At 67.1% G+C, this 24,347-nt stretch carries 22 protein-coding genes and 1 tRNA gene; 17 read left to right on the plus strand and 6 right to left on the minus strand.

Translation table 11 applies throughout. The features are described from left to right. Nucleotides 1-47: 47 nt before the first annotated feature. Nucleotides 48-344: a DUF2849 domain-containing protein gene (locus tag RI03_RS05700; protein WP_010162832.1), complete on the minus strand. Its 297-nt coding sequence runs from the start codon at nucleotides 342-344 to the stop codon at nucleotides 48-50. Continuing rightward, nucleotides 341-1,141 carry a uroporphyrinogen-III C-methyltransferase gene (cobA, locus tag RI03_RS05705; RefSeq protein WP_010215827.1) on the minus strand — a complete coding sequence of 267 codons (801 nt, stop codon included), beginning with the start codon at nucleotides 1,139-1,141 and terminating at the stop codon, nucleotides 341-343. Before cobA ends, RI03_RS05700 begins: the two co-directional genes overlap by 4 nt. A 420-nt stretch (nucleotides 1,142-1,561) precedes the next feature. Between cobA and RI03_RS05710 the strand changes: the two genes are divergently transcribed. The 3 genes from RI03_RS05710 to RI03_RS05720 all read left to right on the plus strand — a co-directional run bounded on the left by RI03_RS05710 (nucleotide 1,562) and on the right by RI03_RS05720 (nucleotide 4,757). Then, entirely contained in the window at nucleotides 1,562-2,356 is a 795-nt protein-coding gene (locus RI03_RS05710) for a hypothetical protein (RefSeq protein ID WP_010215829.1), read from the plus strand. Nucleotides 2,357-2,464: 108 nt separating this feature from the next. After that, on the plus strand, nucleotides 2,465-3,928 hold the full coding sequence (locus tag RI03_RS05715) for an FAD-binding oxidoreductase (RefSeq protein ID WP_170318348.1): 1,464 nt from the start codon (nucleotides 2,465-2,467) through the stop codon (nucleotides 3,926-3,928). A 58-nt stretch (nucleotides 3,929-3,986) separates the two neighbouring features. Then, nucleotides 3,987-4,757: a SapC family protein gene (locus RI03_RS05720; protein ID WP_026046483.1), complete on the plus strand. Its 771-nt coding sequence runs from the start codon at nucleotides 3,987-3,989 to the stop codon at nucleotides 4,755-4,757. 227 nt (nucleotides 4,758-4,984) lie between these two features. Here RI03_RS05720 and RI03_RS05725 read toward each other — a convergent pair whose 3' ends face one another. Beyond that, entirely contained in the window at nucleotides 4,985-5,839 is an 855-nt protein-coding gene (locus RI03_RS05725; RefSeq protein WP_010215832.1) for an N-formylglutamate amidohydrolase, read from the minus strand. Between the two features lie 110 nt (nucleotides 5,840-5,949). Between RI03_RS05725 and cpdR the strand changes: the two genes are divergently transcribed. From cpdR to RI03_RS05765, 9 genes are all read left to right on the plus strand, one after another. Further along, nucleotides 5,950-6,327: a cell cycle two-component system response regulator CpdR gene (gene cpdR, locus RI03_RS05730; RefSeq protein ID WP_010162838.1), complete on the plus strand. Its 378-nt coding sequence runs from the start codon at nucleotides 5,950-5,952 to the stop codon at nucleotides 6,325-6,327. 78 nt (nucleotides 6,328-6,405) lie between these two features. Next, nucleotides 6,406-6,480 (plus strand) — tRNA-Val (locus tag RI03_RS05735). Nucleotides 6,481-6,673: 193 nt separating this feature from the next. Further along, the gene (locus RI03_RS05740; RefSeq protein ID WP_010215834.1) at nucleotides 6,674-7,477 is read left to right on the plus strand and encodes an SGNH/GDSL hydrolase family protein; all 804 of its coding nucleotides are present in this window, start codon (nucleotides 6,674-6,676) and stop codon (nucleotides 7,475-7,477) included. Then, a complete protein-coding gene (locus RI03_RS05745; RefSeq protein ID WP_010215835.1) occupies nucleotides 7,474-9,102 on the plus strand; it encodes an alpha-L-fucosidase in 1,629 nt (542 codons plus the stop codon). The genes RI03_RS05740 and RI03_RS05745 overlap by 4 nt, the downstream gene beginning before the upstream one ends. Continuing rightward, nucleotides 9,099-9,683: an MFS transporter gene (locus RI03_RS25230; protein WP_010215836.1), complete on the plus strand. Its 585-nt coding sequence runs from the start codon at nucleotides 9,099-9,101 to the stop codon at nucleotides 9,681-9,683. The genes RI03_RS05745 and RI03_RS25230 overlap by 4 nt, the downstream gene beginning before the upstream one ends. A 3-nt stretch (nucleotides 9,684-9,686) precedes the next feature. Next, nucleotides 9,687-10,328, plus strand: a complete 642-nt coding sequence (locus RI03_RS25235) for a hypothetical protein (protein ID WP_010215837.1) — start codon at nucleotides 9,687-9,689, stop codon at nucleotides 10,326-10,328. Further along, nucleotides 10,325-11,284 (plus strand): aldo/keto reductase, encoded by a 960-nt coding sequence (locus RI03_RS05755; RefSeq protein WP_010215838.1) that lies wholly within the window; start codon nucleotides 10,325-10,327, stop codon nucleotides 11,282-11,284. Before RI03_RS25235 ends, RI03_RS05755 begins: the two co-directional genes overlap by 4 nt. After that, nucleotides 11,281-11,577 (plus strand): UxaA family hydrolase, encoded by a 297-nt coding sequence (locus RI03_RS05760; RefSeq protein WP_010162844.1) that lies wholly within the window; start codon nucleotides 11,281-11,283, stop codon nucleotides 11,575-11,577. Before RI03_RS05755 ends, RI03_RS05760 begins: the two co-directional genes overlap by 4 nt. Then, the gene (locus tag RI03_RS05765) at nucleotides 11,574-12,773 is read left to right on the plus strand and encodes a UxaA family hydrolase (protein WP_010215839.1); all 1,200 of its coding nucleotides are present in this window, start codon (nucleotides 11,574-11,576) and stop codon (nucleotides 12,771-12,773) included. Before RI03_RS05760 ends, RI03_RS05765 begins: the two co-directional genes overlap by 4 nt. Nucleotides 12,774-12,866: 93 nt before the next feature. Here the strand turns inward: RI03_RS05765 and RI03_RS05770 are convergent, their stop codons facing one another. Next, complete coding sequence (locus tag RI03_RS05770; RefSeq protein ID WP_010215840.1) at nucleotides 12,867-15,707, minus strand: TonB-dependent receptor; 2,841 nt, start codon at nucleotides 15,705-15,707, stop codon at nucleotides 12,867-12,869. Between the two features lie 448 nt (nucleotides 15,708-16,155). On the opposite strand from RI03_RS05770, the gene RI03_RS05775 reads away from it, so the two are divergent. Beyond that, complete coding sequence (locus RI03_RS05775) at nucleotides 16,156-17,169, plus strand: acyltransferase (protein WP_010215841.1); 1,014 nt, start codon at nucleotides 16,156-16,158, stop codon at nucleotides 17,167-17,169. A gap of 56 nt (nucleotides 17,170-17,225) precedes the next feature. Here the strand turns inward: RI03_RS05775 and RI03_RS05780 are convergent, their stop codons facing one another. Further along, nucleotides 17,226-18,839: a DUF5597 domain-containing protein gene (locus RI03_RS05780; protein WP_026046484.1), complete on the minus strand. Its 1,614-nt coding sequence runs from the start codon at nucleotides 18,837-18,839 to the stop codon at nucleotides 17,226-17,228. Between the two features lie 259 nt (nucleotides 18,840-19,098). Between RI03_RS05780 and RI03_RS05785 the strand changes: the two genes are divergently transcribed. From RI03_RS05785 to RI03_RS05795, 4 genes are all read left to right on the plus strand, one after another. After that, nucleotides 19,099-21,453, plus strand: coding sequence for a glycoside hydrolase family 31 protein (locus tag RI03_RS05785; protein ID WP_010215843.1), 2,355 nt, complete (start codon nucleotides 19,099-19,101; stop codon nucleotides 21,451-21,453). Between the two features lie 89 nt (nucleotides 21,454-21,542). Beyond that, complete coding sequence (locus RI03_RS05790; protein ID WP_010215845.1) at nucleotides 21,543-22,322, plus strand: IclR family transcriptional regulator; 780 nt, start codon at nucleotides 21,543-21,545, stop codon at nucleotides 22,320-22,322. 122 nt (nucleotides 22,323-22,444) lie between these two features. Further along, nucleotides 22,445-22,768: an alcohol dehydrogenase catalytic domain-containing protein gene (locus RI03_RS24550; RefSeq protein ID WP_238542287.1), complete on the plus strand. Its 324-nt coding sequence runs from the start codon at nucleotides 22,445-22,447 to the stop codon at nucleotides 22,766-22,768. Between the two features lie 9 nt (nucleotides 22,769-22,777). Continuing rightward, nucleotides 22,778-23,443, plus strand: coding sequence for a zinc-binding dehydrogenase (locus RI03_RS05795; RefSeq protein ID WP_010215847.1), 666 nt, complete (start codon nucleotides 22,778-22,780; stop codon nucleotides 23,441-23,443). Nucleotides 23,444-23,492: 49 nt separating this feature from the next. Here RI03_RS05795 and RI03_RS05800 read toward each other — a convergent pair whose 3' ends face one another. Beyond that, nucleotides 23,493-24,287, minus strand: a complete 795-nt coding sequence (locus RI03_RS05800; protein ID WP_010215848.1) for an IclR family transcriptional regulator — start codon at nucleotides 24,285-24,287, stop codon at nucleotides 23,493-23,495. Between the last annotated feature and the right edge of the window lie 60 nt (nucleotides 24,288-24,347).

The raw sequence follows: 24,347 nt of genomic DNA on the forward strand, positions 1-24,347 counted from the left end.
GCGCGAAAGGAAGCCTTTGCGGCTTTGCGTCTTTGCGTGATCAATCATCATATCACCCAACTCCCCGCATTCGGGTCGGCAGGCTTGAGCGTCAGGTCCGGCCGCACAGTCGGCCCGAGCGCGCGGACGCGGTCCTTGATGTGCGCGGGGCGGGGGCCTTCGGGCGTCACCGTCGCGTCGATCACATAGGGGCCGGTCACGCGCTGCGCGCCTTCCTGCGCGCGCGCGATGCTCTCACCCTGGTCGGTGACGTCGCCCGCATCCTCGATATGGCGCGACCAGCCGTTGCCGGTCCACCAGATCACATCGCCCGTCGGCAAATCGTTTCCGGTCAGCAATTTCACGCGACAGTCTCCGCCAATGTCCCGGCGATGCGCGCCCAGGACCCCAATTTGTCTTCCGCGTCGGACAACTCGACGACCTCACCGACGACGATGATCGCGGGCGACGCGACCTGTTCGCGCTCGACCATCGGACCGAGGTCGGCGAGCAGCGTCTTGATCGCGCGATGCCCGTCGAGCGTCCCGCGCTCGAGTACCGCGACCGGCATTTCCGGGGCGACGCCATCACGTATCAGCTTGTCGGCAATGTCGGTGGCGGTTGCGATCCCCATGTAGATCACCAGCGTCCGGCCCTTGCCCGCGAGCCCCGACCAGTCCTGGTCGGTCAGCCCCTTGCACTGGCCCGCGACAAAGCTGACGGCGCTCGAATAATCGCGGTGCGTGAGGGGGAGCATCGCTTCTGCCGCGCAACCGAGCGCCGCCGATACGCCAGGAATGACCTCGACCGGCAGGCCCGCCGCACGCACTTCCTCGACCTCTTCGCCGCCGCGCCCGAAGATGAACGGATCGCCGCCCTTCAACCGCACGACGACGCTGCCGGTCTTCACATGCGCGATGATCAGCGCGTTGATCGCCTCCTGCGGCAGCGTGTGGCGCGCGCGCTTCTTGGCGACCGAGATGCGCTGGGCATGGGCGGGGGCGAGATCGAGCACGCGCGGGTCGATCAGCCCGTCATGGACGACGACATCCGCCTGCTGGAGCGCCTCGACCGCGCGGACGGTGAGCAGGCCCGGGTCGCCCGGGCCCGCGCCGACAAGGATGACTCGCCCGCGGGCGGTGGGATCGAGGAGGGTTGCCATCGCTGTCAGATGGGCTGGACCAGCACGAACGGCAATTCAAGGATGCTTTGGGGCGAGGTAGGCAATCTTTTGTTCGGAGGCGGATACCCCCTCCGCGAGAACGCCGCACATACGTCCGTCATCCTGAACTCGTTTCAGGATCCAGCCCTCCACGAGTCCGGACCATGCCTGTTGCGCGGTGGATGCTGAAACAAGTTCAGCATGACGGCAGCTTTTGGGGCGCGGGGTGACGTGTCCGCAGGGGAACGCAACGTTTTTCGGAAATCGCGCGTTACCAAAAGGCTGGGGGTGGCCCGGGAAGACGGACGAACGGGCGCGCACTGCGCGCCTGCGCGGCGTGTTGCAGTCCTTCCACCGGCCGGGCGCGGTCCTCGTATGGAGTGCGCTTGCGTCCCTTCGATTTGCCAAGGATCCGACCCGATGATCAACAAGACACTGGTGCTGCTCGCCGGAGCGACCACTTTGCTCGCCGGCTGCGGGACCAAGACCGCGACCGACACCGCCGCGACGACGACCAGCGCGGCCCCGGCGGCGACGCGGGTGCGCGGCGTGGTCCAGTCGGTCGATACCAACGGCGTGACGATCCAGGGCTATGACGGCAAGACCACCACCGTTCCGATCGACGGCAAGACCGGCTTCGCCTGGGTCGTCGGGTCGAGCCTGTCGACGCTCAAGACCGGCGACTTCATCGGCACCGCGACGTCCGGGCCGGACAGCGCGCTGCGGGCGGTCGAACTGGTGATCTTCCCAGAGGCGATGCGTGGGTCGGGCGAGGGACATTATGGCTGGGACGTCCCAGGCGTGGTCGCGGCAAGCGGCGGTAACGGCGGCGGTGGCGCTAGCGGCATGACCAACGGTACCGTGCAGAATCAGAGCGGGATGACCAACGGTACGGTTCAGCAGCAGAGCGGCCAGAACGCGAGCGGCCAGAACGCGAGCGGAATGACCAACGGCACCGTCCAGGAACAGAGCGGGATGACCAACGGCACGGTCAGCTCGACCGCCGGCACGGCGGGCGAGACCAGCCTGACGATCGGCTACAAGGGCGGTACCGCCAAGGTGCTCGTGCCCGCCGGTACGCCGATCGTGCGGTTCGAGCCGACCCAGCGGTCGATGCTGGCCAAGGGGCAGAAGGTCTTCATCGTGAAGACCGTCGATGCCCCGGGCGCCAAGTTCGTCGCGATGGGCAAGGATGGCCTGACCCCGCCGATGTAATGGCGCAGCGATCCTGTGCGACGATGGCGTCGCACAGGATCGCCCCGTGTTTTGCCGACGCAAGCCAATTCCCCTTGCGCCGGATCGCGCTAAACGAAGCGCGTGACGATGACCCCAGCCCAGACCCGCCTGATCGACTCCGTCCGCGCCCTGTTGGGGCCGAAAGCGGTGACGACCGATCCCACCGACATTGCGCCGTGGCTCGAGGATTGGCGCAAGCGCTATCACGGCGCGAGCGCGGCGATCCTGTCGCCCGACAGCACCGCAGGCGTCGCGACGATCGTGCGGCTCGCGAGCGAGCAGGGCGTGCCGCTGGTGCCGCAGGGCGGGAACACCTCGATGGTCGGCGGCGCGACGCCCCCTGCGGACGGTTCGGCGCTGATCCTGTCGCTGCGGCGGATGAACCGGATGCGCCGGATCGACGCGGACGCGGGTCTTGCGGTCGCCGAGGCGGGGGTGATCCTCGCCGACCTGCACGACGCGGCGGAAGCGCAGGGGATGCGCTTCCCGCTGACGCTCGGCGCGCGCGGGAGCGCGACCGTCGGCGGGCTGGTCTCGACCAACGCGGGGGGCACGCAGGTGCTGCGGTTCGGGACGATGCGGTCGCTCGTCGCGGGTCTCGAGATCGTGCTGCCCGACGGGCAAATCCAGGACGGTCTGTCGGCGCTCAAGAAGGACAATCGCGGCTATGATTTGACGCAGTTGCTGGTCGGCGCGGAGGGGACGCTCGGCGTGGTGACCGCGGCGACGCTGCGGCTGGTGCCGATTGCGGCGGATCGCGCGACCGGGTGGATCGCGGTCGACAGCCCGCAGGCGGCGCTCGCGCTCCTGCGGTCGCTCGAGGCGCGCTCGGGCGACGCGATCGAGAGTTTCGAGCTGGTCCCGGGCGGGATCCTCGATCTGGTGCTCAAGCATATCCCGGGCACGCGCGCGCCGCTGGCGGGGCGGCATCCGTGGCTGGTGCTGATCGATTACGCGACCGGGCCGGGGAAGGCCCCCGCGCGCGACCTGCTCGAGGCGGCGCTGGGAACGGCGCTGTCGGGTGGACTGGCGCGCGACGCGGTGGTCGCGGCGAGCGAGGCGCAGGCGAGCGCCTTCTGGCGGCTGCGCGATTCGATTTCGGAGGCCGAGCGCGCCGAAGGCCCGACGATCGCGCACGACATTTCGGTCGCGGTCGAGGCGATGCCCGACTTCATGGTCGATGCCGCCGCGGCGGTGGAGGCGGCCTATCCAGGGGTCCATGCGACGGGCTTCGGGCATCTTGGCGACGGCAACGTCCATTTCCACGTCAACGCGCCCGCCGGACTGCAGCATGACCCCGCCGCCGCGGAACGCTGGCGCGCTGAAGTCGGCGCGCCCGCGAGCCGGATGGTCTATGACCTGGTCGTCGCGGCGGGCGGGTCGATTTCGGCCGAGCATGGCATCGGCCAGATGAAGCGCGACGAACTCGAGCGCTTGTCCTCGCCCGCACGGCTCGCGGCGCTCCGCGCGATCAAGGCGGGGCTCGATCCGCAGGGGCTGATGAATCCCGGCAAGCTCCTCGCTCTTGCGGAAAAGCCGCGCGCGCCATAGAGCCAGCGTCCGTAAGGCGTGGGGGACCTGCGCGCTACTTTCACCGATGGAGACGACCATGGCCAGCGCGCCGCAAGCCCTTCCCCTGTTCTACAATGCGCTCGAGCCGCTTTCGAGCGAGACGCATGCCAACTTCCGCTTCGCCGCGGGGGATTCGGCACCGTTCCTCGTCAACCAGCATGCCATTCCGGTGACCGTCGACGAATTCGTCGCGGCGCAGCCGTGGCTGCCGATCGTCTTCACCACGGGGGCGGATTCGATCCCGATCGCGCTGATGGGGCTCAACGAGGGCGTCAACGTATTCGTCGGCGACGACGGCAAGCTGATCGAGGACAAGGTCTACGTCCCCGCGTATATCCGCCGCTATCCGTTCATGCTCGCGCGGCTTCGCCCCGATGCGCAGGAGCTGTCGCTGTGCTTCGACCCGACCAGCGAGACGATCGGCGCGTTCGAGCAGGGCGAGCCGCTGTTCGCCGAGGGGAAGCCCACCGAGCTCGTCCAGAACATCCTCGGCTTCAACGAGCAGTTCGAGCAGGCCGGGGCGCGCACCGCCAATTTCATGACCGAGCTGCGCGAACTGGACCTGCTGATGGACGGCGAGTTCACGCTCAACATGGCGGGCAACGACCAGCCGTTCGTCTACCGCGGCTTCCAGATCGTCAACGAGGAAAAGCTCAACGACCTGCGCGGGGACCAGCTGCGCAAGATCCAGAAGTCGGGTCTCCTCCCGCTGGTCTATGCGCACCTGTTCTCGCTGACCACGCTGCCGCAGATCTTTGATCGCCAGGTCAAGCTGGGCAAGGTGCCCGCGCCGCAGCTGATCAACTGATCCGCGCTTTCCCCGGTCTGCCGCGTGGGCCGGGGAAGGGAAAAAACCGCACGAATGGGCCGATGCGGCAGTAAATTAATCCCTTGAACCGCGAAAACCGCCTACCTATATCGCTGTCACGCGGTTTCGTGTTCCCCCCTTTCGCGGGGCCGCGCGACGCTCCTTCGGGAGTGTCTCCTCCCTGAACCTTGGCCACCGCGTGTTCTGCACGCGGTGGTTTTTTTTGGTTATTCGGCAGCGATCGCGGTCTGGCCGCGCCAGCCGGTCGCTTCGCGGGCGAGCGTAGCGATGACGTCCCGAAGGATCGTGGCGATGCGGGCGAGTCCGTCCCCCGGCAGATCCCCGGCAGGATCGAGATACAGCCCCCGGTCGAATTCGAGCTGGATCGCGTGGACCGTGCCCCCGCGCGCATGCGTGTCGAGGATGTGCGCGCCCGCGTAAGGCGTGTTGCGCGCGACCGGGATGGCCGCGTCGCGCACGATCCGCTCGACTGCGTCGACGAAGCGCGAATCCGCGCTCCGCCCGAGGCGGTCGCCGATCACGATCCGGGGGCCGCCCGGGCCGAGGCTCGGCATCGAATGGATATCGAGCAGGACCGCCATGCCGAACCGCTCCCGCGCCGCCTGGAGCGCCGCGGCGAGCGCGGCGTGATAGGGGCGGTGATCGTCGATGATCCGCGCCTCGATCTCGCGCGCCGTGAAGCGCCGCCGCCACAGTTCTCCCGCGCCATTGACCCGCCTTGGCACCAGCCCGAGCCCGCCGCGCACCTTTGCCGAGGGCGCCGGCAGCGCGATCGCGCGCGCACCCTCGTCGATCGCGGGGTCGCGTTCCTGTTCGCTGCGGTTGAGGTCGATCCACGCGCGCGCCCGGCGCTGGACCAGCAACGTCTCGTCCCCGTGCGCGGCGAAGGCGAGGGCGTCGACGTGGCGATCCTCCAGCACCGTCGCGGCGGCCAGCGGCACGCGCAGCGCCGCGAGCAGCGCCGGCGGATACTCGCGCCCGGCGTGCGGCACCGACAGGATCACCGGGCTGCGCGGGACGGCGTCGCCATAACGGTCGAACGGGGGCGGGGCGGGGCTCATCTCCGCCGATGGTAGCATGCATCCGACCCGTAGCGGCTGGAAAATCTTAAGGCCTTCGCGCATACAATACCGCAAATGCGGGTGGTTTTGCCCGCCAGGGCATTAATGGCATGATTCGGATCTTGTTAGCGGAAGACGATCGCGTGATGCGCGAGTATCTGACGCGGGCGCTCGAGCGCTCGGGCTATTCGGTTGCGGCGGTCGACCGCGGGACCGCGGCGATTCCGCTGCTCGAGGAGGAGCGTTTCGACCTGCTCCTCACCGATATCGTGATGCCCGAGATGGACGGGATCGAACTCGCGCAAAAGGCGAGCGAAATGGCACCCGACCTGCGCGTGATGTTCATCACCGGCTTTGCCGCGGTGACGCTCAAGGCGGGCAAGTCGATGCCGCAGGCGCGGGTCTTGTCCAAGCCGTTCCATCTGCGCGACCTCGTGCTCGAGGTGGACCGGATGTTCGAGCTCGAGCGGGTCGGCGGAAATTTCTGAATTCGCGCAAGAGGTGCTTGCGCGGGGGAATAGCCTTCGCTAAAGGCCACCCCTCGCCCGGCACCGCCGCGGCGAAGTGGGCGTGTAGCTCAGTGGTAGAGCACTGTGTTGACATCGCAGGGGTCGCAAGTTCAATCCTTGCCACGCCCACCATTAAAGGCCCGTCAGCGCATCGCGTTGGCGGGCTTTTTTGCGTCTCCTGACGGTCTGGCCGGCTTTGGCGTCAGCCCGCGCGGCATCTTCCCCCTGTTCGTATATGAATTCCCGCTTTATGACTGCACAGGTAATCGACCGCCGTGTAGTCGCGTCCACGCGTTGCCGAGCCCGAACATGGAGAGGATGACGCATGGCCCACCGATCGTGGTTGCTACCGGTGCTCGTGGCGCTGGCCCCCGGCACGGCGTACGCGCAGACCAACGTTCCGGGCGATCCGCATGCGGGCGATCCGGTCGGGATCGTCGAGAATCCATGTCCACAGCATCCGGACCCGACCGATGGCCCCGGCTGGGACGTCTGGAAATTGCACATGCTGACCCGCGATTTCGGACAACTCTGTCGCTATGCGGAGGCCAACCGCGTGCTCGTGGCGAGCGGGCAGACGGTGCGGGTCGTCTTCATGGGCGATTCGATCACCGACAACTGGATCCACGCCGATGCGAACCTGTTCAGCGACGGCGTGGTCGATCGCGGGATTAGCGGGCAGACCACGCCGCAAATGCTCGCGCGGTTCCGCGCCGACGTGATCGCGCTCAAGCCGCGCGCGGTGCATATCATGGCAGGCACCAACGACATCGCGGGCAATACGGGCGCGGCGATGATCGAGACGGTCAAGGGCAACATCGCGAGCATGGCGGAACTGGCGCGCGCGCACGGCATCCGCGTCGTCATCGCCTCGATCCCGCCCGCCGCCGCGTTTCCGTGGAGTCCGGGCAAGCGCCCGGTGCCGCAGATCGCCGCGATGAATGCGTGGCTGCGTGGCTATGCGAAGGCGAACGGCTTTGGTTATGTCGACTATTTCGCCGCGCTCGCGACCCCCGAGGGCGCGATGAAGCCGGGTCTCAGCAGCGACGGCGTCCATCCGACGCCACAGGGCTATGCGGTGATGCGGCCGCTCGCGCTTGCCGCGATTGCGCGGACGTTCGCAAAATGAGCTTGACCCGCCGCTCGGTCCTCGCCGGCATAACCGCACTGCCGATGGCGCGCGCGGCGCTTGCGCAGAGCCCGATGGGGCTGGCGCGCGGTCCGGTCGAGCCGAACTGGCCGTCGCTCGTTTCCAATTACCGCTATCCCGACTGGTTTCGCGACGCCAAGCTCGGCCTGTGGGCGCATTGGGGGCCGCAATCGGTGCCCGAGCAAGGCGATTGGTACGGTCGCTTCCTGTATATGCAGGGGCATCCGATGTACGAGCATCACCGCAAGACCTACGGTCACCCGACGGTCACGGGAATGAAGGACATCCAGAACCTGTGGACCGCGGACCGCTGGGATCCCGCGGCGCTGGTCGCGCGCTACAAGAAGGTCGGCGCGCGCTATTTCATGGCGCTCGCCAATCATCACGACAATCTCGATTGCTACGACAGCCGCTACCACGCGTGGAATTCGCTCCGCGTCGGCCCGAAGCGCGACGTGGTCGGCACGTGGGAAAAGGCGGCGCGCGCGGCGGGGCTGAAGTTCGGCGTGTCGAACCATTCGGCGCACAGCTGGCACTGGTACCAGACCGCCTACGGCTATGATCCGACCGGGCCGAAGCGCGGCGAGCGCTACGACGCGTTCCGGCTGCGCGAGGCCGACGGCAAGGGGCAGTGGTGGGACGGGCTCGATCCGCGCGAGCTCTACACCGGCGGCCACGCCGTCATGCCCGACGGGATCGACACGATCGCGGGCATGGAAGCGTGGCACGACACGCACGATGGCCAATGGATCGAGACCGGCCCGACCGACGATCCCGCCTATGTCACGCGCTGGCTGCTCCGCCAGACCGACCTCGTCGCCAAGTACAAGCCGGACCTCGTCTATTTCGACGATTACGGGCTGCCGTTCGGCTCGGTCGGGCTTGCCGCGGCGGCGGACTATTATAACCGCTCGATCCAGTGGTCGGGCAAGATCGACGTCGCTTTGTTCGCCAAGCAGCTCAAGCCGCACGAGCGGTTCGGCGTCGTGCAGGATGTCGAGCGCGGCTTTACCGATCATATCTGGGACGAGCCGTGGCAGACCGACACCTGCCTCGGCGACTGGTTTTACAACGTCGCGCGGCTGAACGACAAAAGCTACAAGACTGCCGAGCAGGTCGTCCAGCGGCTGGCCGATGTCGTCTCGAAGAACGGCAATTTGCTGCTCTCGGTCCCGCAACCGGGGCACGGCGCGATCGACAGCGAGGAGGAACGGATCCTCGACCGGCTGGGCGAATGGACCGCGATCAACGACGAGGCGATCTTCGGCTCGCGACCGTGGCGGCGCTACGGGGAGGGGCCTACCCGATTGACCCCGGGGATGCAGAATGAAGCAGGCGCGGGGATGTTCACGCCGCGCGACGTCCGCTTCACCACCAACAAGGGGGCGCTGTATGTTCTGTTTCTTGGCTGGCCGAGCGGAACCGCCTCGGTCGCGTCGCTCGCGCGCGGGCGGCTTGCGGGCGTGATCGAGCGCGCGACCCTGCTCGGCGGCGGGCCGGTGCCGCATCGGCAGGACGCCGCGGGCACGCATTTCGACCTGCCGCGCAAGCCCGATGGGGGTTTCGTCCCCGTCATCCGGCTCGACGGGCGGGGGCTGGTGTGAGCACCGCATCCCCCTCCCGCACCGCGCGGATCGTGCCGCGCGTGCTGATCGTCGCGTTGTTCTTCCTGTGGGGCGCAGCGAACAATCTCAACGATGTGCTGATCACGCATTTCAAAGGGCTGTTCAGCCTTGGCGATTTCGGCGCGGGGCTGGTGCAATCGGCCTTCTATCTCGGCTATTTCTGCCTCGCGATCCCCGCCGCGCTGTTCATGCGCGCGTATGGCTATCGCGCCGCGGTGCTGCTCGGGCTGGGCCTGTACGGCGTCGGCGCGCTGCTGTTCTGGCCGGCGGCGGGGGCGCTCAGCTATCCGGGGTTCCTCGCCGCCTTGTTCGTCATCGCCAGCGGGCTCGCCTTTCTCGAGACCTCGGCCAACCCGCTGATCGCGCGCCTCGGCAGCCCCGAGACCGCGTCGCGCCGCCTCAACTTCGCGCAGGCGTTCAACCCGCTCGGGTCGATCGGCGGCGTGCTGATCGGTCGCGCGTTCATCCTGTCGGATTCGCCCGCCACGCTCGATCGCGCGACGCAGGCGGCGGCGGTGCAGATCCCGTATCTCGTGATCGGACTCGGCGTATTGTTCTGAGCGTTGCTGATCTTCCTCGCGCCATTCCCGCCAGCGGTGACCGAGCCCGACCGTAACGAGGGAGTTGGCGCAACGGGAGATTTCGCCGCGCTGCTGCGGATGCCGCGCTTCCTTGCCGGGGTTGTTACGCAATTCTTCTATGTCGGCGCGCAGGTCGGGGTGTGGAGCTTCATGATCCGCTACACCGAAGTCGCGCTTCCGGGGACGCGCGCGACCGAGGCGGCGGGATATCTGACCGTATCGCTGGTCGTGTTCATGGTCGGGCGGTTCGTCGGCGCGGGGCTGATGGGCCGGATCCGGCCACTCCCGTTGCTCTCGGCCTTTGCGGCGGCGGCCTGCGCCTGCTGCCTGTTCGCGGCCTCGGTCGGTGGCATGGCGGGGGTGGTGGCGCTGGTCGCGAGCAGCTTCTTCATGTCGATCATGTACCCGACGATCTTCGCCGAGACGGTCGATGGCCTCGGTGTGCGGACCAAGGCGGGGTCGGCGTTGCTCGTCATGGCGATCATCGGCGGCGCGGTGTTCACGGCTGGGATGGGGCTGGTCTCCGACGCGACCGGGTCGATCCTGCGGGCGATGATCGTGCCGGCGGCGTGTTTCCTCGTCGTGCTGCTGTTCGGCCTGCTCAGCGCGCGGAAGCCGTCATGATCGCGTTGCCCGGGCTTGGCATGGGGTGCGCCGGGATCGGCAACCTGTATCGCGCGGTCGATGACCGCGTGGCGGACGAGACCGTCGCGGCGGCGCTGGCGGCGGGGATCGGCTATTTCGACGTGGCGCCGCATTACGGTTTCGGGCTAGCGGAGACGCGGCTCGGCGAAGCACTCGCGACGCACGATCCGCACGGACGCGCACTCGTGTCGACCAAGGTCGGCCGCCTGCTCGAACCGACCGCAGACGCCGCCGTCGAGCGGCACGGATTCGTCGCCGCGCCCGCGCTGGAGCCGGTGTTCGATTATACGCACGACGGCGTGTTGCGCAGCGTCGAGGCCAGCCGCGCGCGGCTGCGGCGTGACCGCATCGACCTGTTGTTTGCGCACGATCTGGGCACGGTGACGCATGGGAGCGAAGCCGCGCGGCATTTGGCCGACTTTGTTGCGTGCGGCTATCCGGCGCTGCGCCGGCTGCGCGAGGCGGGGGAGATCGGCGGCATCGGGCTCGGCGTCAACGAAGTCGCGGTGTGCCATGATCTGCTCGACCGCGTCGCGCTCGACGTCATCCTGCTCGCCGGGCGGCATACCCTGCTCGAACAGGGCGCGGGGGGGCTGATCGACCGGTGCCGCGCGACCGGCACGCAACTCGTGATCGGGGGACCATATAATAGCGGCATCCTCGTCGAAGGCAGTCGCGCCGCCAGCCACTTCAACTACGCCCCGCCGCCGCCCGCGATCGTCGCACGGGTCGCGGAACTCGAGCGCATCTGCGCGACGTTCGCCGTGCCGCTGCCCGCCGCCGCGCTGCAGTATCTGCTGCGCGACCCCGCGGTCGCCTGCGTGATCCCGGGCCTGGTCGGGGCGGCGCAGGTCGCGGACACGCTCCGCTACGCCGCGTGGCCGATCCCCGATGCGCTATGGGACGCATTGGGCGTGTCCAAGCCCGTCGCATGAGCGCGCTGCTGCTGCATCCGAACGACACGATCCTCGTCGTCACCACTGCGCTGGCGGTCGGGGATACGGTCGCGATCGACGGTGCGCCCATCCGCATGGCGGTGCCGATCGAGGTCGGTCACAAGATCGCCCGACACGCGCTCGCCACCGGCGATACGGTGATCAAATACGGCGCCCCGATCGGCTCGATGACCGCGCCCGCGGTACGCGGCGATCACGTCCACCTGCACAATATGAAGAGCGACTATATCGCGATGCACCTGCGCGACACGCTCGAACGGAGCACATCATGATTTCAGCCTGGGGCCGTGCCGATGGCCGCAAGGGGATCCGCAACGTCATCGCGGTCGCCTATCTCGTCGAATGCGCGCACCATGTCGCGCGGCGTATCGTCGACAAGGTCGATGATCCCGACGTCCATCTGATCGGCTTTCCCGGTTGTTTTCCCAACAGCTACGCCGACACGGTGATGAAGGCGATCGCGACGCACCCCAATGTCGGCGCCCTGGTGATCGTGTCGCTCGGGTGCGAGAGCTTCAACCGCGAGGGGCTGGCCGCCGCCGTCGCGGCAAGCGGACGGCCGGCCGAGACGCTGGTGATCCAGCAGACCGGCGGCACCGCCGCGACGATCGCGGCGGGGCTCGAGGCGGTCGCGCGCGTCAAGGCGATCGCCGACGCGGGGCCGCGCGTGCCGATGGCGGTCAGCGAGCTGATCGTCGGCACGATCTGCGGCGGATCGGACGGGACCAGCGGGATCACCGCGAACCCCGCGGTCGGGGGCGTGTTCGACCGGCTCGTCGCCGAGGGCGCGACGTGCATCTTCGAGGAGACGGGCGAACTGGTCGGCTGCGAGAACATCATGGCCGATCGCGCGCTGACCCCCGAGCTCGGCGCGGAACTGATCGCCAGCGTCCGCAAGGCCGAGCATTATTATACCGTGCTCGGCTTCGGCAGCTTTGCCCCGGGCAATGCCGAGGGCGGGCTGACGACGCAGGAGGAGAAGTCGATGGGGGCCTATTCCAAGTCGGGCAGCTCGCTGATCTCGGGGATCGTCAAGCCGGGCGACGTGCCCCCTTCGCCGGGGCTGTACATGCTCGACGTCGTTCCGGACGGGGAGCCGCGCTTCGGCTTCCCCAACATCTCCGACAATGCCGAGATCGTCGAACTGATCGCGTGCGGGGCGCATCTCACCTTGTTCACCACCGGGCGCGGGTCGGTTGTCGGTTCGGCGATCTCACCCGTTCTCAAGATCTGCGCCAATCCCGAGACCGCGCGCAAGCTGGCGGGCGACATGGACGTCAACGCCGGCCGGATCCTCGATGGCGAGGCGACGCTGGCCGAGGTCAGCGACGAGATCTACGCGCGCATGGTCGCGGTCGCGCAGGGTGCGCGGAGCGTGTCGGAGGAACTCGGGCACCGCGAGTTCATCCTGACCTACAAGCAGTTCGAGCCCGTCGGCCCCGCCTGCCTCCCGCGCCGCGCCGCATAAAAAAACCCGTCCGGACGGCATCACCGAAGCGATGCCGTCCGAACGGGCAGGGGGGGAGGAACCTCTGGACCGCCCGTCGCCGGGCGGGGAACCTTAGAAAGTGATGCGCGCCACGCCGCTGATCTGGCGATCGCTCATGATCGAATCGCGCGGGCGCGTCAGGATGCCGTAATAGGTCGAGCGCACCGTGTTGGTGAGGTTGGTGCCGTTGACCGTAAGCGACAGGTGCGGCGTGACGTTCGCGGTGATCGACGCATCGAGCTGGCCCGACGCCTTCTGGAAGATCGGCAGGTTGCCGGTCCCGTTCGCCGAGGTCGTGACCAGGAACTTGTTGCGCCAGTTGTACGCCGCGCGCGCCGAGATGATCCCGTGCTCGTAGATGCCGACCAGGTTGAAGTTGTACTTCGACAGGCCCTCGAGCGGCAATTGCGTCACCGGGCCCTGGCTTGCGGGGCTGGGCGCCTGCGAGTCGACATAGGTGGCGTTGGCCTGGACCCCCAGACCCTTGAGCGCGCCGGGGAGGAAGTCGAAGAACTGCTGATAGGCGACTTCGACGCCCTTCACCTTGGCCTTGGCGGCGTTGTTGTAGGTAGTCACGTCGTAGGTCGCCGTCACGTTGTCCGTGAAGGTGACGTTACGCTGGTTGATGACGGTCTGGATGTAGTTCGAGATGTCCTTGTAGAAGCCAGCAACGGTGAGCGAGCCGGTCCGCGAAAAATACCACTCGGCCGAGACGTCGAAATTGGTCGACTTCATCGGCTTGAGGAACGGGTTGCCGCTCGAGGTGGTGTGCTGCTGGTTGATCTGCGCGGTGCCCGGCTCGGTGATCGTCAGCGCCGGATTGACCTGATCGAAGCGCGGGCGCGAGATGTTCTTCGACGCGGCGAAGCGCAACTGGAGCTTTTCGGTCAAATGCGCGCGCAGGTTGAGGCTCGGCAGCACCGAGGTGTAGCTGTTCGTCTCGCCGATCGCGGTGAACGTCGGCGCTGCGGTCGACTGAGTGCCATCCGGCGCGGTGATCAGGTCGATCTGCTGGTAGAAGCCCGCCACCGCCGCCTGGGTGCGCACGACACGGACGCCGATGTTGCCGTCGATCGGCACCGGCAGGTTGCTCGCCTTGAAGAACGCGGCCGCATAACCGGCATAGCTCTTCTGCGACTGCGAGTTGGTGCCGCTCGGCGCGAACGGCGGCGTCGTCGTGACGCCGAGGGCGGCGCGCGTCGCGTCATAGTTCAGCACGGTCGGCAGCGAGAACGCCTGGATGTCGCCGAACAGGTTCGCCTGCCCGCGGTAGAAGTCGCTCAGGTCGACATAGGTCAGGTTGGTCGCCGGCCCGGTCAGGCCGATATAGCGATAGCCCGTGTCGTTCGTCGTGTTCTCACGATTGGCATAGCGCAACCCGACCTTGATCGAGTTGAGGATGCCCCCGTTGAAGCGATATTCGCCATCGAGGCGGCCGACCGTGTCGGTGCCCTTGGAATTGTTCAGATCGTCGAGGTAGAAGCCGTTGCTATAGGTGCCGGGGTTGGCGAGACCGGCAGCGGATGCGATCTGGAACGACGGGGTCGTGCCCGCGATGTTCTGCTGCAACGTCGTCGCGGTGCCGCTCAGCCCGACGATCGAGTTGAGATTGTTGGTCTTCGAGTCGACATATTGGAAATCGCCGGTGATCGTCAGATTGGCCGACGGCTTCCACTTGCCGTTGAGCGAGTAATCGCTCGTCACCGAATGGCGCGAACCGATCGAGGTGTTGTCGCCGATCGGGACGTTGGTGAAGGTGCCGCTCTGGAAATCGCCATTCGGGGCGTAGGTGAAGGGTGCCCCCGCCAGCGGCGTGATCGCCGCGCCGCTGGTATAGGCGAAGTAGCTGTAGCCATAATCGCGGATTTTATAATCGTTGTGAAAATACTCGCCGGTGAATTCGAGCGTGCTGCTCGGGCGCCATTGCAGCGACACGTCGACGCCGAGGCGGCGGCGGTCGCCGATGACCTCGCCGATGCCGGTGCCGTGCGGCAGCGTGGTCGTCTGGCCGGTGCGGCCCAGCAGCGCTGCGGTCGCGGCGTCGCTCGGGCTGGTGAACGTGCCATCGGCCTTGCGGCTCTGGTCGAGCGTGTAGAACGGCTCGGTCGAGATCGTGTCCTGGCGGAAATTGGTCTTCTGGTATGACGCGCTCGCCAGGATGCCGATCTCGCCGATGCCGGTGTTCCAGCGATCGCTGATCAGCAGCGATGCGGCGGGCTGGCTCTTGCCGATCAGGTCGTAATAGGTGTTGGCGACCGAGCCCGAGATCTTGAAACCGTCGAAATCGAACGGCTTGCGGGTGCGGAAATTGATCGTGCCGCTGAGCTGATCCTCGATCAGGTTGGACGACGGGTTCTTGTACACGTCGATCCCGGCGAGCAGCTCGGAGGGCACGTCCTCGAGGCTCAGCGCGTTGCCCGATCCGCTCGCGGTGAAGATGTCACGGCCGTTGAGCTCGGTGCGCACCTGCGTCAGGCCGCGGATCGCGACCGCGCTGCCTTCGCCGAAGTTGCGCTGGATCTGGACGCCCGAGATGCGCTGCAGCGCTTCGGCGATGTTGCGGTCGGGCAGCTTGCCGATGTCCTCGGCGACGATCGAGTCGACGACCTGATCGGCGTTGCGCTTGATGTTCTGTGCGGAGCGCAGGCTCGCGCGCACGCCGGTGACGACGATGTCCTGGCCGACCGCGGGGGCGGCGGGTGCCTCGACCGCGGGGGCAGCGGCGGGAGACTGGTCGCTCGCCGGAAGCGCGGGGCCGGTCGGCGCGGTGGTCTGGTCGGTGGACGGTGCCGTCGACGTCGCGGCGGTCTGCGCGACCGCGGGGGCGGCGGCGATCAGGAACGGCAGGATCGACGCGCTCAGCAGCAGCGCCTTGTTGGTTCCGGTACGGCGGACCTCAACGGCAGCAGACATTCATATTCCTTCCACAGCATGAAAAATTCTCGCCAGCGCGAGAGTCCTAAATCTACCCGGGAAGGTTTCGGCGATCGCTCGTGCCGCGCCTCTCCCATCGAGCTGGCTTCGCGTCACCCACGGTGTCGAGCCAGTCTCCAGTGGCGGTCGGCTACGCGCGCCGTGCCCACGGGTCAACTGATTTGTCGACCTATGCGCAAAGTGTTTATAGGTAAACGATTGTGACGGGCCAATCGGGGTGCCAGCGGGCGATTGGCGGTTGTCCAGTTGAAGGAACAGCCGGGGCAACGATCAACCTCCCGTGCGGAAGGCGTTTGCCGTGCGGAGGGGGGCGATCGGGGTTCGTTCACCCCTTGGCGAAAGCTGATTTCGCGTTTATTCCGGTCCGGCATTCAGGTGAGAGGGAATGCCCCGGTCAGTCAGAAAACCGTTCCTCCGGTCTGCGACGATGTCGCGCGAAGATACGAAGTCGACCGTTGCGCCCCCGGCGCGCGATGGCGGGATTGACGCGTTCCGCTACGCAATGGCGGTGTTGGTGATCGGCATTCACATTTTGCCGCCGGTCGCGGTCGGGCCGGATCGCCCGTTCGGTTTGCCGGGCTGGGCAGTCGTGATCGACATCATCTGCCGGTGCGCGGTGCCGTTTTTCTTCATCGCGAGCGGCTATTATTTCCGGCCGGAACGCGGCGTTTGGTCCAACCTCACGCGTCCGGTCGTTCGGATCGCTCCGATTTATCTGGTCTGGTACGCGGTGTACCTCGTGGCCGCATCGCGCGTTTCTGGCAAGCTGCCCGAACATTGGCGTCTCTTGATGACGATCGACGGCGGACCGGCTTTCCACCTGTGGTTCCTTCCCGCCCTGGTGTTCGGGCTGGTGACGCTGACGGTGACGCTCGCGCTTGGTGGCCGAATGCTAGCGATCGCCGTCGCTGTCCTGTTGGCGGTCCTGGGGCCGTTCCTGGCCGACTATCACACGCTGGTCGGGCTGGCGCGCTACCCGCCGCACCTCGACGACTTCAAGCGGCAACTTGCCGCTCCGGCGTTCGTGGTGATCGGCTACCTGTTCCGCGGAACGCAATCACCGCGCGGCTCGACGGCGTTCGCGCTCTGCGCGCTGGCGATTGCTGCCATGTTCGTGGAGCGGTACACCGTCATCAGGATCGTCGGAAACACGGCGATCGGCGACGCGGAAAGTCTGTTGTCGGTCTTTCCCTATGGTGCCTCGGTCTTCAACCTTGCGCGCGCCCTGAATACGACCGCTCTGGCGGAGCGTTTGCGCAGCCTCGGCAAAATCAGCCTGGCGGTATATCTCATTCACGTGATTTTCATTTGGATGTTCCGGGATACGGTCGACACCAGCCCGTGGCAGTTCGTTTCCCTCGGAGCGACCGTCGCCGTGTCGTCCACGCTCGCCGCTCTGCTTGCCATTCGCGTGCCGCTACTGCGTCGGTTTGTCACCTGATCGCGCGGGCGGCACTTCGACCCCGGCACCGCCGGGGTCTTCAGTCCGCGTGCGTCTTACTCGTAGTGCCCGACGGTCACGCGCAGCAGCGTCGGTTGGTCGATGAAATTGAGTCCGTGATCGGTCTGGTCGCCATTCCACACGCGATCGACGACGAACGCTCCCTTGACGAGCCGTCCTTCCTCCACGCGCAGCACGAACGCGTTTTTCGGCGCGCCCTTGCCTGGCGTGAACTCGATCCGGATGTGATCGCCCGCGACGAGATACTGGTCGGGGGCGACCTGCGCGACGACCGCGCCGCCGACGGGCTCGCTCGCCCAGGGCGGCGGCACGGACTGGATCCAGGTGTCGGTACGACGCCCGAGCTGCCACTCACCATAGCTCGCGGTGATTTTCCAGTTGCCCAACGTGGTCGACTGCGGCGCGCCATCGTCGCCCTTGGCGGTGCCCCAGGTCGGGTGTTCGAACGCGATCTTCGCCCAGTCGCGCTGCATGCCGGCGAATAGTTTATAGGGGACCGCGAAGGCGTCGAGCGTGGCGTCGTCGAGCCGCATCGCGCCGAGCGGATAATTGTAATAGCCGGTCGAATCCATTCCGAACGGCGAAAAGCCGATCGCGCCGCGACCGATCGCCGCCCAGAAGAAGCGCGCATATTCGGCGGCGTTGCCGATCTCGGGCACTGCGAGTGCATTGTCGGGGCGCTTGTAGCCGTCGAGGAATGCGAACACGTCGGCGCTCTTGCGGTCGTAAATGTCGGGTGCCTCGAAATCGAGCGCAGGCGCGGCGACTTTCCAGATGTCGAGCACGTCCTGCTGCGGACCGCCGTTCGCGACGTCGTTCGGGTTCGGGACCTTGAAGGGGTCGGCCAGCGCGGCGTTGGCGTACATCGGCAGCGGCTTGATCGCCTTGCCCGCCACCGCGAGCGCGTTGCAATAGGCCGCGGTATACCAGCTGTTGAACGCGCGGTCGGCCTGTGCGCCATACGCCTGCGACCACGTCCCGCGCTTGCCGAGCGCGGCCGGGACCGGGCCGATGAAAAGCCTCTGCGCCTGGGGGCCGAAATCGCGCGGGTTGGCATAGCTCCCGGTCTCGTTCTCGACCTGTACCAGGATCGTGGTGTTCTGGCGGTCGTGGTCGCGCAGATAGGTGATGAAGCGGGTGAACGCGCGCTTGTCCGCCTCGAGCGTGGCGCGGGCATTCGGGCTGAACACGCCGTGGTCCTTGCCGTCGCGCGTCTTCATCCGCGGGAAACGGCGGTTGTCCTGCTTGACCCAGTCGGGCGCATAGCCGGGACCGGTGTTCTTGTACGCGCCGAACCACAGCAGGACGAGCCGCTTGTCATGCGCGCGTGCCTGGTCGAGCAGCGTCTGCAGGAAGGTGAAGTCGAACGTCCCCTCGACCGGCTCGACCTGTTGCCAGGCGATCGGCACTTCGACGGTATTGGCATGGATCCGGTCGAGCATCGGCCACACCGCGGGCAGGGCGGAGGCGGCATTGCTCGAATTGTTGACCTGTGCGCCCAGCATCAGGAACGGCGCGCCGTCGACGATCAGCGCATGATGGCCGCCCCGGGAGACGATGTGCGGCACTTCACCCGATGGCGCGACGGACTGCGCAAAGGCGGGCGCGGCGGTCGCCAGCGCGGCGAGAAACACGGGCAGTCTCTTCATGTCAGATCCTTTTGCGGGGAGGAGGCGTGCGCGATGCCAGCCACGCGATCGCGCCAAGGGTAACGGGATGCCGGTATCGTCGCAGCCGCGACCATCGGAGCGGTTGTCAACGCGATCGGTCGGCCGCAGGCCGTGTCCCGGCACCGAAATCGAATCGCATTGTCGCTTGCGCCAGTGAAACGATTGCTCATAGGTGAACGCAACTGGCCGGACGATGCACAAGCGTCAACCACCGGCATCGATGAAGAGGATCTGCGACATGGCAATGGTATCGGTGCGCAAACGCGCCCTCGCAAAGTGGACCGGCGCTGCGGTCATCGCCCTGATCCCGGCGCTGCTCCCGCTCGCCGCAGCACAGGCGGAACCGCTGGCCTCGCTCGACCGCAACGGCAGCCGCGTCTCGATCGAGCCTTATGCGCCCAACATCGTCCGCGTCACGATCGCGCTCGACCGCGACCTCGCGGATGCCGCACCCGGGCCAGGCGCCAATGCCAAGTCCGACGCAACGGGCTGGAGCCACCGCGCGGATGCGTCGGGCGACGTGTTCGCCTCCTCGGCGCTGTCGCTCACCGTCGCCGCGCAGCCCTGGCCCAAGGCACCGTCGCAGATGGAGCGCTATTTCGCGCCGTCGCTGCCGCCCGTGTCGATCAGCGTGAAGGGCGCAGACGGCCATCTCATCACGCAGATGACCGGGTGGGAAATGGCACCGCACACCGTCGCGGGCGAGAAGACCTTCAAGGTCGGCGCGAGCTTCGCCGCCCCGCTCGACGAACATTATTACGGGCTCGGGCAGAACCAGGAGGGCCGGCTCGACCTGCGCGGGCGGACGATCGACTGCCGCCACAATTACGATGCGCCCGCCGGCGAGACGGTGTGCGTGCCGTTCATGGTCACCAACAAGGGCTATGGCATCGTCTGGGACAATCCCTCGACCGCGACGGTCTCGCCGGGGCTGCACAACAGCACGCACTGGCAGTCCGAAGTCGGCGAGCGCGTGTCGTTCTTCGTCATCACCGGGGATACCACCGATGCGCTGTACGCGGGGTATGCCAGGCTGACCGGCAAGACGCCGCTCCCGCCCAAGGCGGCGTTCGGGCTCATCCAGAGCAAGGCGCGCTACGAGACGCAGGCCGAACTGCTCGGCGTGGCGGAGGGCTATCGCAGCCGCGGCTATCCGCTCGACGTGATGGTGCTCGACTGGTTCTACTGGACCCGGATGGGGCAGCTCGACATCGACCGCACCTATTTCCCCGATCCTGCGGGCATGAACGCCAAGCTCAAGGGGCTCGGCATGCACAGCATCATCAGCGTGTGGCCGCGCTTCGAGAAAGAATCGCGTTACTATAACACGCTCGCCGCCAAGGGCTGGCTGCTCCACGATGCCGACGGCACGGTCGTCGACGGGCTGCCGATCCGCGCGGATCGCGCGGGCGCGCTGCTCGACAGCACCAATCCCGATGCGCGCGGCTGGTTCTGGGACCGCATCCGCGACAACATCGCCTCGCAGGGGTTCGACTGGTTCTGGCTCGACGAAACCGAGCCCGACCTCGTCCCCGACGGCCATCAGTTCGCGATCGGCTCGGGCGACCGGTATCACAACCTCTTCCCGCTGGTGCACACCGCCGGCGTCGCCGAGGGATCGGCGAAGGACCGGCCCGATTTCCGCAACCTGATCCTGTGCCGCGCGGCCTATCTTGGCACGCAGCGCAACGGCTGCCTGTTCTGGTCGTCCGACGTGCAGGCGACGTGGGAAGCGCTCAAGCGCCAGGTGCCGACCGGGCTCAACTTCACCGCATCGGGCCTGGCGTATTGGAGCAGCGACACGGGCGGGTGGCAATATCCGAACGGCCCCAAGGCCGAGCATCCGGTGTTGCTCGATCCCGCCGGCGCGACCGCGATGGCGCCGAGCTATGCGGATTACCCCGAGCTGTTCGTGCGCTGGTTCCAGTACAATACCTTCACCCCGACGCTGCGCATCCACGGGCAGCGCCCGGCGACCGCGATCTGGGATTACGGCAAGGCGGCCGAGCCCGTGCTCGCGCAATATCTGAAGCTGCGCTACACGCTGGTGCCGTATCTCTATGCGATGGGCCACCAGACCTATGAGACCGGCGCACCGTTCATGCGCGGGCTGTTCATGGATTTCCCGAACGATCCCAAGGTCACCGACATGGGCGACGAATATATGTTCGGCCCCGCCTTCCTCGTCGCCCCCGTGACCGAGCAGGGCGCGACCAGCCGATCGGTCTATCTGCCCGCCGGGGCCGACTGGTACGATTACTGGACCAACGAGCGGCATCCCGGTGGCCAGACGATCACCGCCGCCGCGCCGATCGACAAGATCCCGCTGTTCGTGCGCGCCGGGTCGATCGTGCCGATGGGGGTGCAGGTCCCGAGCACCGCGACGCGCCAGCCGCTCGAGAGCATCCGCGTCTATCCCGGTCGCTCGACCAGCTTCACGCTGTACGACGATGACGGCGTGAGCAACGCCTATCGCAAGGGCGGCAGCACCGCGACGTTGCGCTGGGACGATGCGAGGGGGCAACTGACCGCCTCGGGCAAGTTGCCGAGCGGGCAGGACGTCCGGACGCTGGTCAAGGTGATCGGGCGCTAGCGCCCGATCCCTTTTCCAATCTCGCGGCCCATCCTATGGTCGAGGCGGCGCAACGACGTCGGATAATTTGGCTGGATAGGGGGGGCAGGATGGACGCGTTCGAAGACGAGGACCGTCGCTACAAGGCCCCGGCGCTGGAGAAGGGGCTCGATATCCTCGAGTTGCTGGCCGATGCGACCGATCCCCTGCCGCTCGCGGCGATCGCGGATCAGCTCGATCGGTCGCGCGGCGAGTTGCACCGGATGGTGCAGGTGCTGCAGTTCCGCGGCTATATCGACCAGGATCCCGGCTCCGAGGGCTATCGGCTGACCGACCGGTTGTTCGCGCTGGGGATGCGGCAGCCGCGCACCCGCAACCTGATCGAGCTGGCGATTCCCGTCATGCGGCGTCTGGTGCAGGATTCGGGCGAATCCTGTCACCTCGCGTTCCACAGCCGCGGCGAAATGGTCGTGGTGGCGCGGGTCGAATCGGGGGAGCAGGTCGGCTTCTCGGTCCGGGTCGGCTATCGTCGGCCGATTGCGAAGACCGCATCCGGCGCCGTCCTGTACGCCTTCCAGCCCGAGGAGGTGCGCCGCCGCTGGGAGGGTCTGTTCGCGCCGCCGCTCGACGCCGCCGCGCTCGACGCCTTTCGCACCTATGCCGATCTGGTCCGCACGCGCGAGGTCGAGCTGACGCAGAGCCCGCTGGTCGCGGGCGTCACCGACATTTCCGCGCCGATCATGCGCGGCGGGGCGGCCGCCGCTGCGCTGACCGTGCCGTATCTCGAACGGCGCGAGCCGGTGCACACTGCCGAGCAGGTCGGGGCGATGGTGCTGGCCGCGGCCCGGCGGATCGCGGAGCAACTGGTACAGAGCGACGAACGCCTCTGAGGCCCGGTCGCGGGGGAGCAGCACGAGCGGTTTGCACAGGTCAAAGTTCGGTTGCACATATGACATCTCGTTCGTAAGGTTGCTGGAGTTTCCCCGGAGCTGCCGAACCTGTGAAAGCCATCGTGTGCCAAGCGCCAGAGCACCTCGATCTCGTCGATCGGCCGCCGCCGTCCGCGCGCGCGAGCGAGGTGCTGGTCCGGATCCGGCGCATCGGCCTGTGCGGCACCGATTATCATATCTACGCCGGACGCCATCCCTTCCTGTCTTATCCGCGCGTGATGGGGCACGAGCTTTCCGGTGAGGTCGAGCAGGTGCCCGAAGGCTCGGCGTTCACCCCGGGCCAGCGCGTCGCGATCAATCCGTATCTGTCCTGCGGGATCTGCATCGCGTGCCGCGGGGGTAAGCCGAACGCGTGCGTCACCATCTCCGTGCTCGGCGTCCATTAGGATGGCGGGATGTGTGAGCTGATCGCGGTTCCCGAAAGTGCGGTGATCGACGTTGCGGGATTGTCGCTCGACCATGCGGCGATGATTGAGTTCCTCGCGATCGGCGCACACGCGGTCTCGCGCGCGACGCTCGCGGCCGGGAGCCGTGTGCTGATCGTCGGCGCGGGGCCGATCGGCATCGCCACCGGCCTGTTCGCGCGCCTCGCGGGGGCGACGGTGACGCTGATCGACACGCGCTTCGCCCGGCTCGACCATGCGCGCGCGAAGCTTGGTTTCGAGGACGTTCTGCCAGTCGACGAGCAGGTCGGGGCGGCGTTGGCGGCGCGAACCGATGGCGATATGTTCGACGCGGTGTTCGATGCGACCGGCGTGCTTGCGGCGATGACGCAAAGCCTCGCCTATGTCGCGCATGGCGGGTCGCTGGTGCTGGTGGGGGTGGCGCCGGGCAACCTCGTCTTTTCCGATCCCGAATTCCACAAGCGCGAAACCTGCGTCCTGGCCAGTCGCAACGCGCTGGCGAGCGACTTCGCGCACGTCATAGCGGCGATCGCGGCGGGGCATATTCCGATCGATGCGTTGCAGACCCACAGCTTCCCCGCCGAAGACATGCCCACGCGCCTGCCGCAACTGATGGCCGAGGCGGATCACGTCCTGAAGGCGATCGCATATTTCTAGCGGCGTGGCGGGACCGGTCCGATCCGGCGATGCGACGCCGGGGACGCGATCAAGCGTCCGATGGCGCGCCCGGATAGCCGAGCGTATCGGAGATCGCCGCGGTCGTCGTGCGGAGCAACTCGCGCGCCGCCTCCAGCCCGACCTTCTGCGAGCCGTCGATGAGGTCGAGAAACGGAATCGTCAGCGCCGCGATTGCGCGTCCGTCGAAGCCGAAGATGGGAAAGCTGATGTCGGTCACGCCGTAGGTGACCGGGCTTTGCCGGCTGTCATGCCCCGCCGCGCGGATCGTTGCGAAGCGCTCCGCCAGATGCGCGCGGTCGATCGGGTCCGCCCGCTGCGCGACGACGGCATCGAGGATCTGTTCACGCCGGCGAAGCGCGGCATAGGCAAGCAGGACTTGCCCCGAACAGCTGGTGACGATGTCGATCCGCGCCCCGACGCGCAGCGAGAATCCCCGGACGCCGGGTTGCTGTTCGCAGGCGATGACCAGCCCGTGATCCTCGCTCGCCACCACCAGATGGCACGATTGTCCGGCGGCGAGCGCGAGGCCCTGCATCTGCGGCAGCGCGGCCCGCACCAGGTTCTGCGCGGGTGTGGCGCGATAGGCGGTTTCGAGCAGCTTGTACGACACGGTGTAGCGATCGGTGTTCGCCGATTTGCGCAGATAGCCGAGCCGCTCCATCACGATCACGATGCGGAACAATTCACCGACCGAGCGGCCGAGGCTGGCCGCCATTTCACTGACGAGCGCGCCGTCCGGATAGTCGGCGAGCAATTCGATGATCTCGAACGCCTTCTCGAGCGCTGGCGCAGCATATACGCCTTTCGGTCCGGTTCGCGTCACGTGGGTCCTCTCTGTATAGGCCCGGGCATACCGGCGGCATCTGCCGCAGGAAAGAGCTGG

It is taken from the genome of Sphingomonas sp. PAMC 26621, assembly GCF_000251145.1.
Classification (GTDB): Bacteria; Pseudomonadota; Alphaproteobacteria; order Sphingomonadales; family Sphingomonadaceae; genus Sphingomonas.

Excerpts from the sequence above, each read along its gene's own strand:
- cobA (WP_010215827.1), bottom strand. The coding sequence starts at position 1,141 with ATGGCAACCCTCCTCGATCCCACCGCCCGCGGGCGAGTCATCCTTGTC.
- RI03_RS05710 (WP_010215829.1), top strand. The coding sequence starts at position 1,562 with ATGATCAACAAGACACTGGTGCTGCTCGCCGGAGCGACCACTTTGCTC.
- RI03_RS05715 (WP_170318348.1), top strand. The coding sequence starts at position 2,465 with ATGACCCCAGCCCAGACCCGCCTGATCGACTCCGTCCGCGCCCTGTTG.
- RI03_RS05720 (WP_026046483.1), top strand. The coding sequence starts at position 3,987 with ATGGCCAGCGCGCCGCAAGCCCTTCCCCTGTTCTACAATGCGCTCGAG.
- RI03_RS05725 (WP_010215832.1), bottom strand. The coding sequence starts at position 5,839 with ATGAGCCCCGCCCCGCCCCCGTTCGACCGTTATGGCGACGCCGTCCCG.
- cpdR (WP_010162838.1), top strand. The coding sequence starts at position 5,950 with ATGATTCGGATCTTGTTAGCGGAAGACGATCGCGTGATGCGCGAGTAT.
- RI03_RS05740 (WP_010215834.1), top strand. The coding sequence starts at position 6,674 with ATGGCCCACCGATCGTGGTTGCTACCGGTGCTCGTGGCGCTGGCCCCC.
- RI03_RS05745 (WP_010215835.1), top strand. The coding sequence starts at position 7,474 with ATGAGCTTGACCCGCCGCTCGGTCCTCGCCGGCATAACCGCACTGCCG.
- RI03_RS05755 (WP_010215838.1), top strand. The coding sequence starts at position 10,325 with ATGATCGCGTTGCCCGGGCTTGGCATGGGGTGCGCCGGGATCGGCAAC.
- RI03_RS05760 (WP_010162844.1), top strand. The coding sequence starts at position 11,281 with ATGAGCGCGCTGCTGCTGCATCCGAACGACACGATCCTCGTCGTCACC.
- RI03_RS05765 (WP_010215839.1), top strand. The coding sequence starts at position 11,574 with ATGATTTCAGCCTGGGGCCGTGCCGATGGCCGCAAGGGGATCCGCAAC.
- RI03_RS05770 (WP_010215840.1), bottom strand. The coding sequence starts at position 15,707 with ATGTCTGCTGCCGTTGAGGTCCGCCGTACCGGAACCAACAAGGCGCTG.
- RI03_RS05775 (WP_010215841.1), top strand. The coding sequence starts at position 16,156 with ATGTCGCGCGAAGATACGAAGTCGACCGTTGCGCCCCCGGCGCGCGAT.
- RI03_RS05780 (WP_026046484.1), bottom strand. The coding sequence starts at position 18,839 with ATGAAGAGACTGCCCGTGTTTCTCGCCGCGCTGGCGACCGCCGCGCCC.
- RI03_RS05785 (WP_010215843.1), top strand. The coding sequence starts at position 19,099 with ATGGCAATGGTATCGGTGCGCAAACGCGCCCTCGCAAAGTGGACCGGC.
- RI03_RS05790 (WP_010215845.1), top strand. The coding sequence starts at position 21,543 with ATGGACGCGTTCGAAGACGAGGACCGTCGCTACAAGGCCCCGGCGCTG.
- RI03_RS05795 (WP_010215847.1), top strand. The coding sequence starts at position 22,778 with ATGTGTGAGCTGATCGCGGTTCCCGAAAGTGCGGTGATCGACGTTGCG.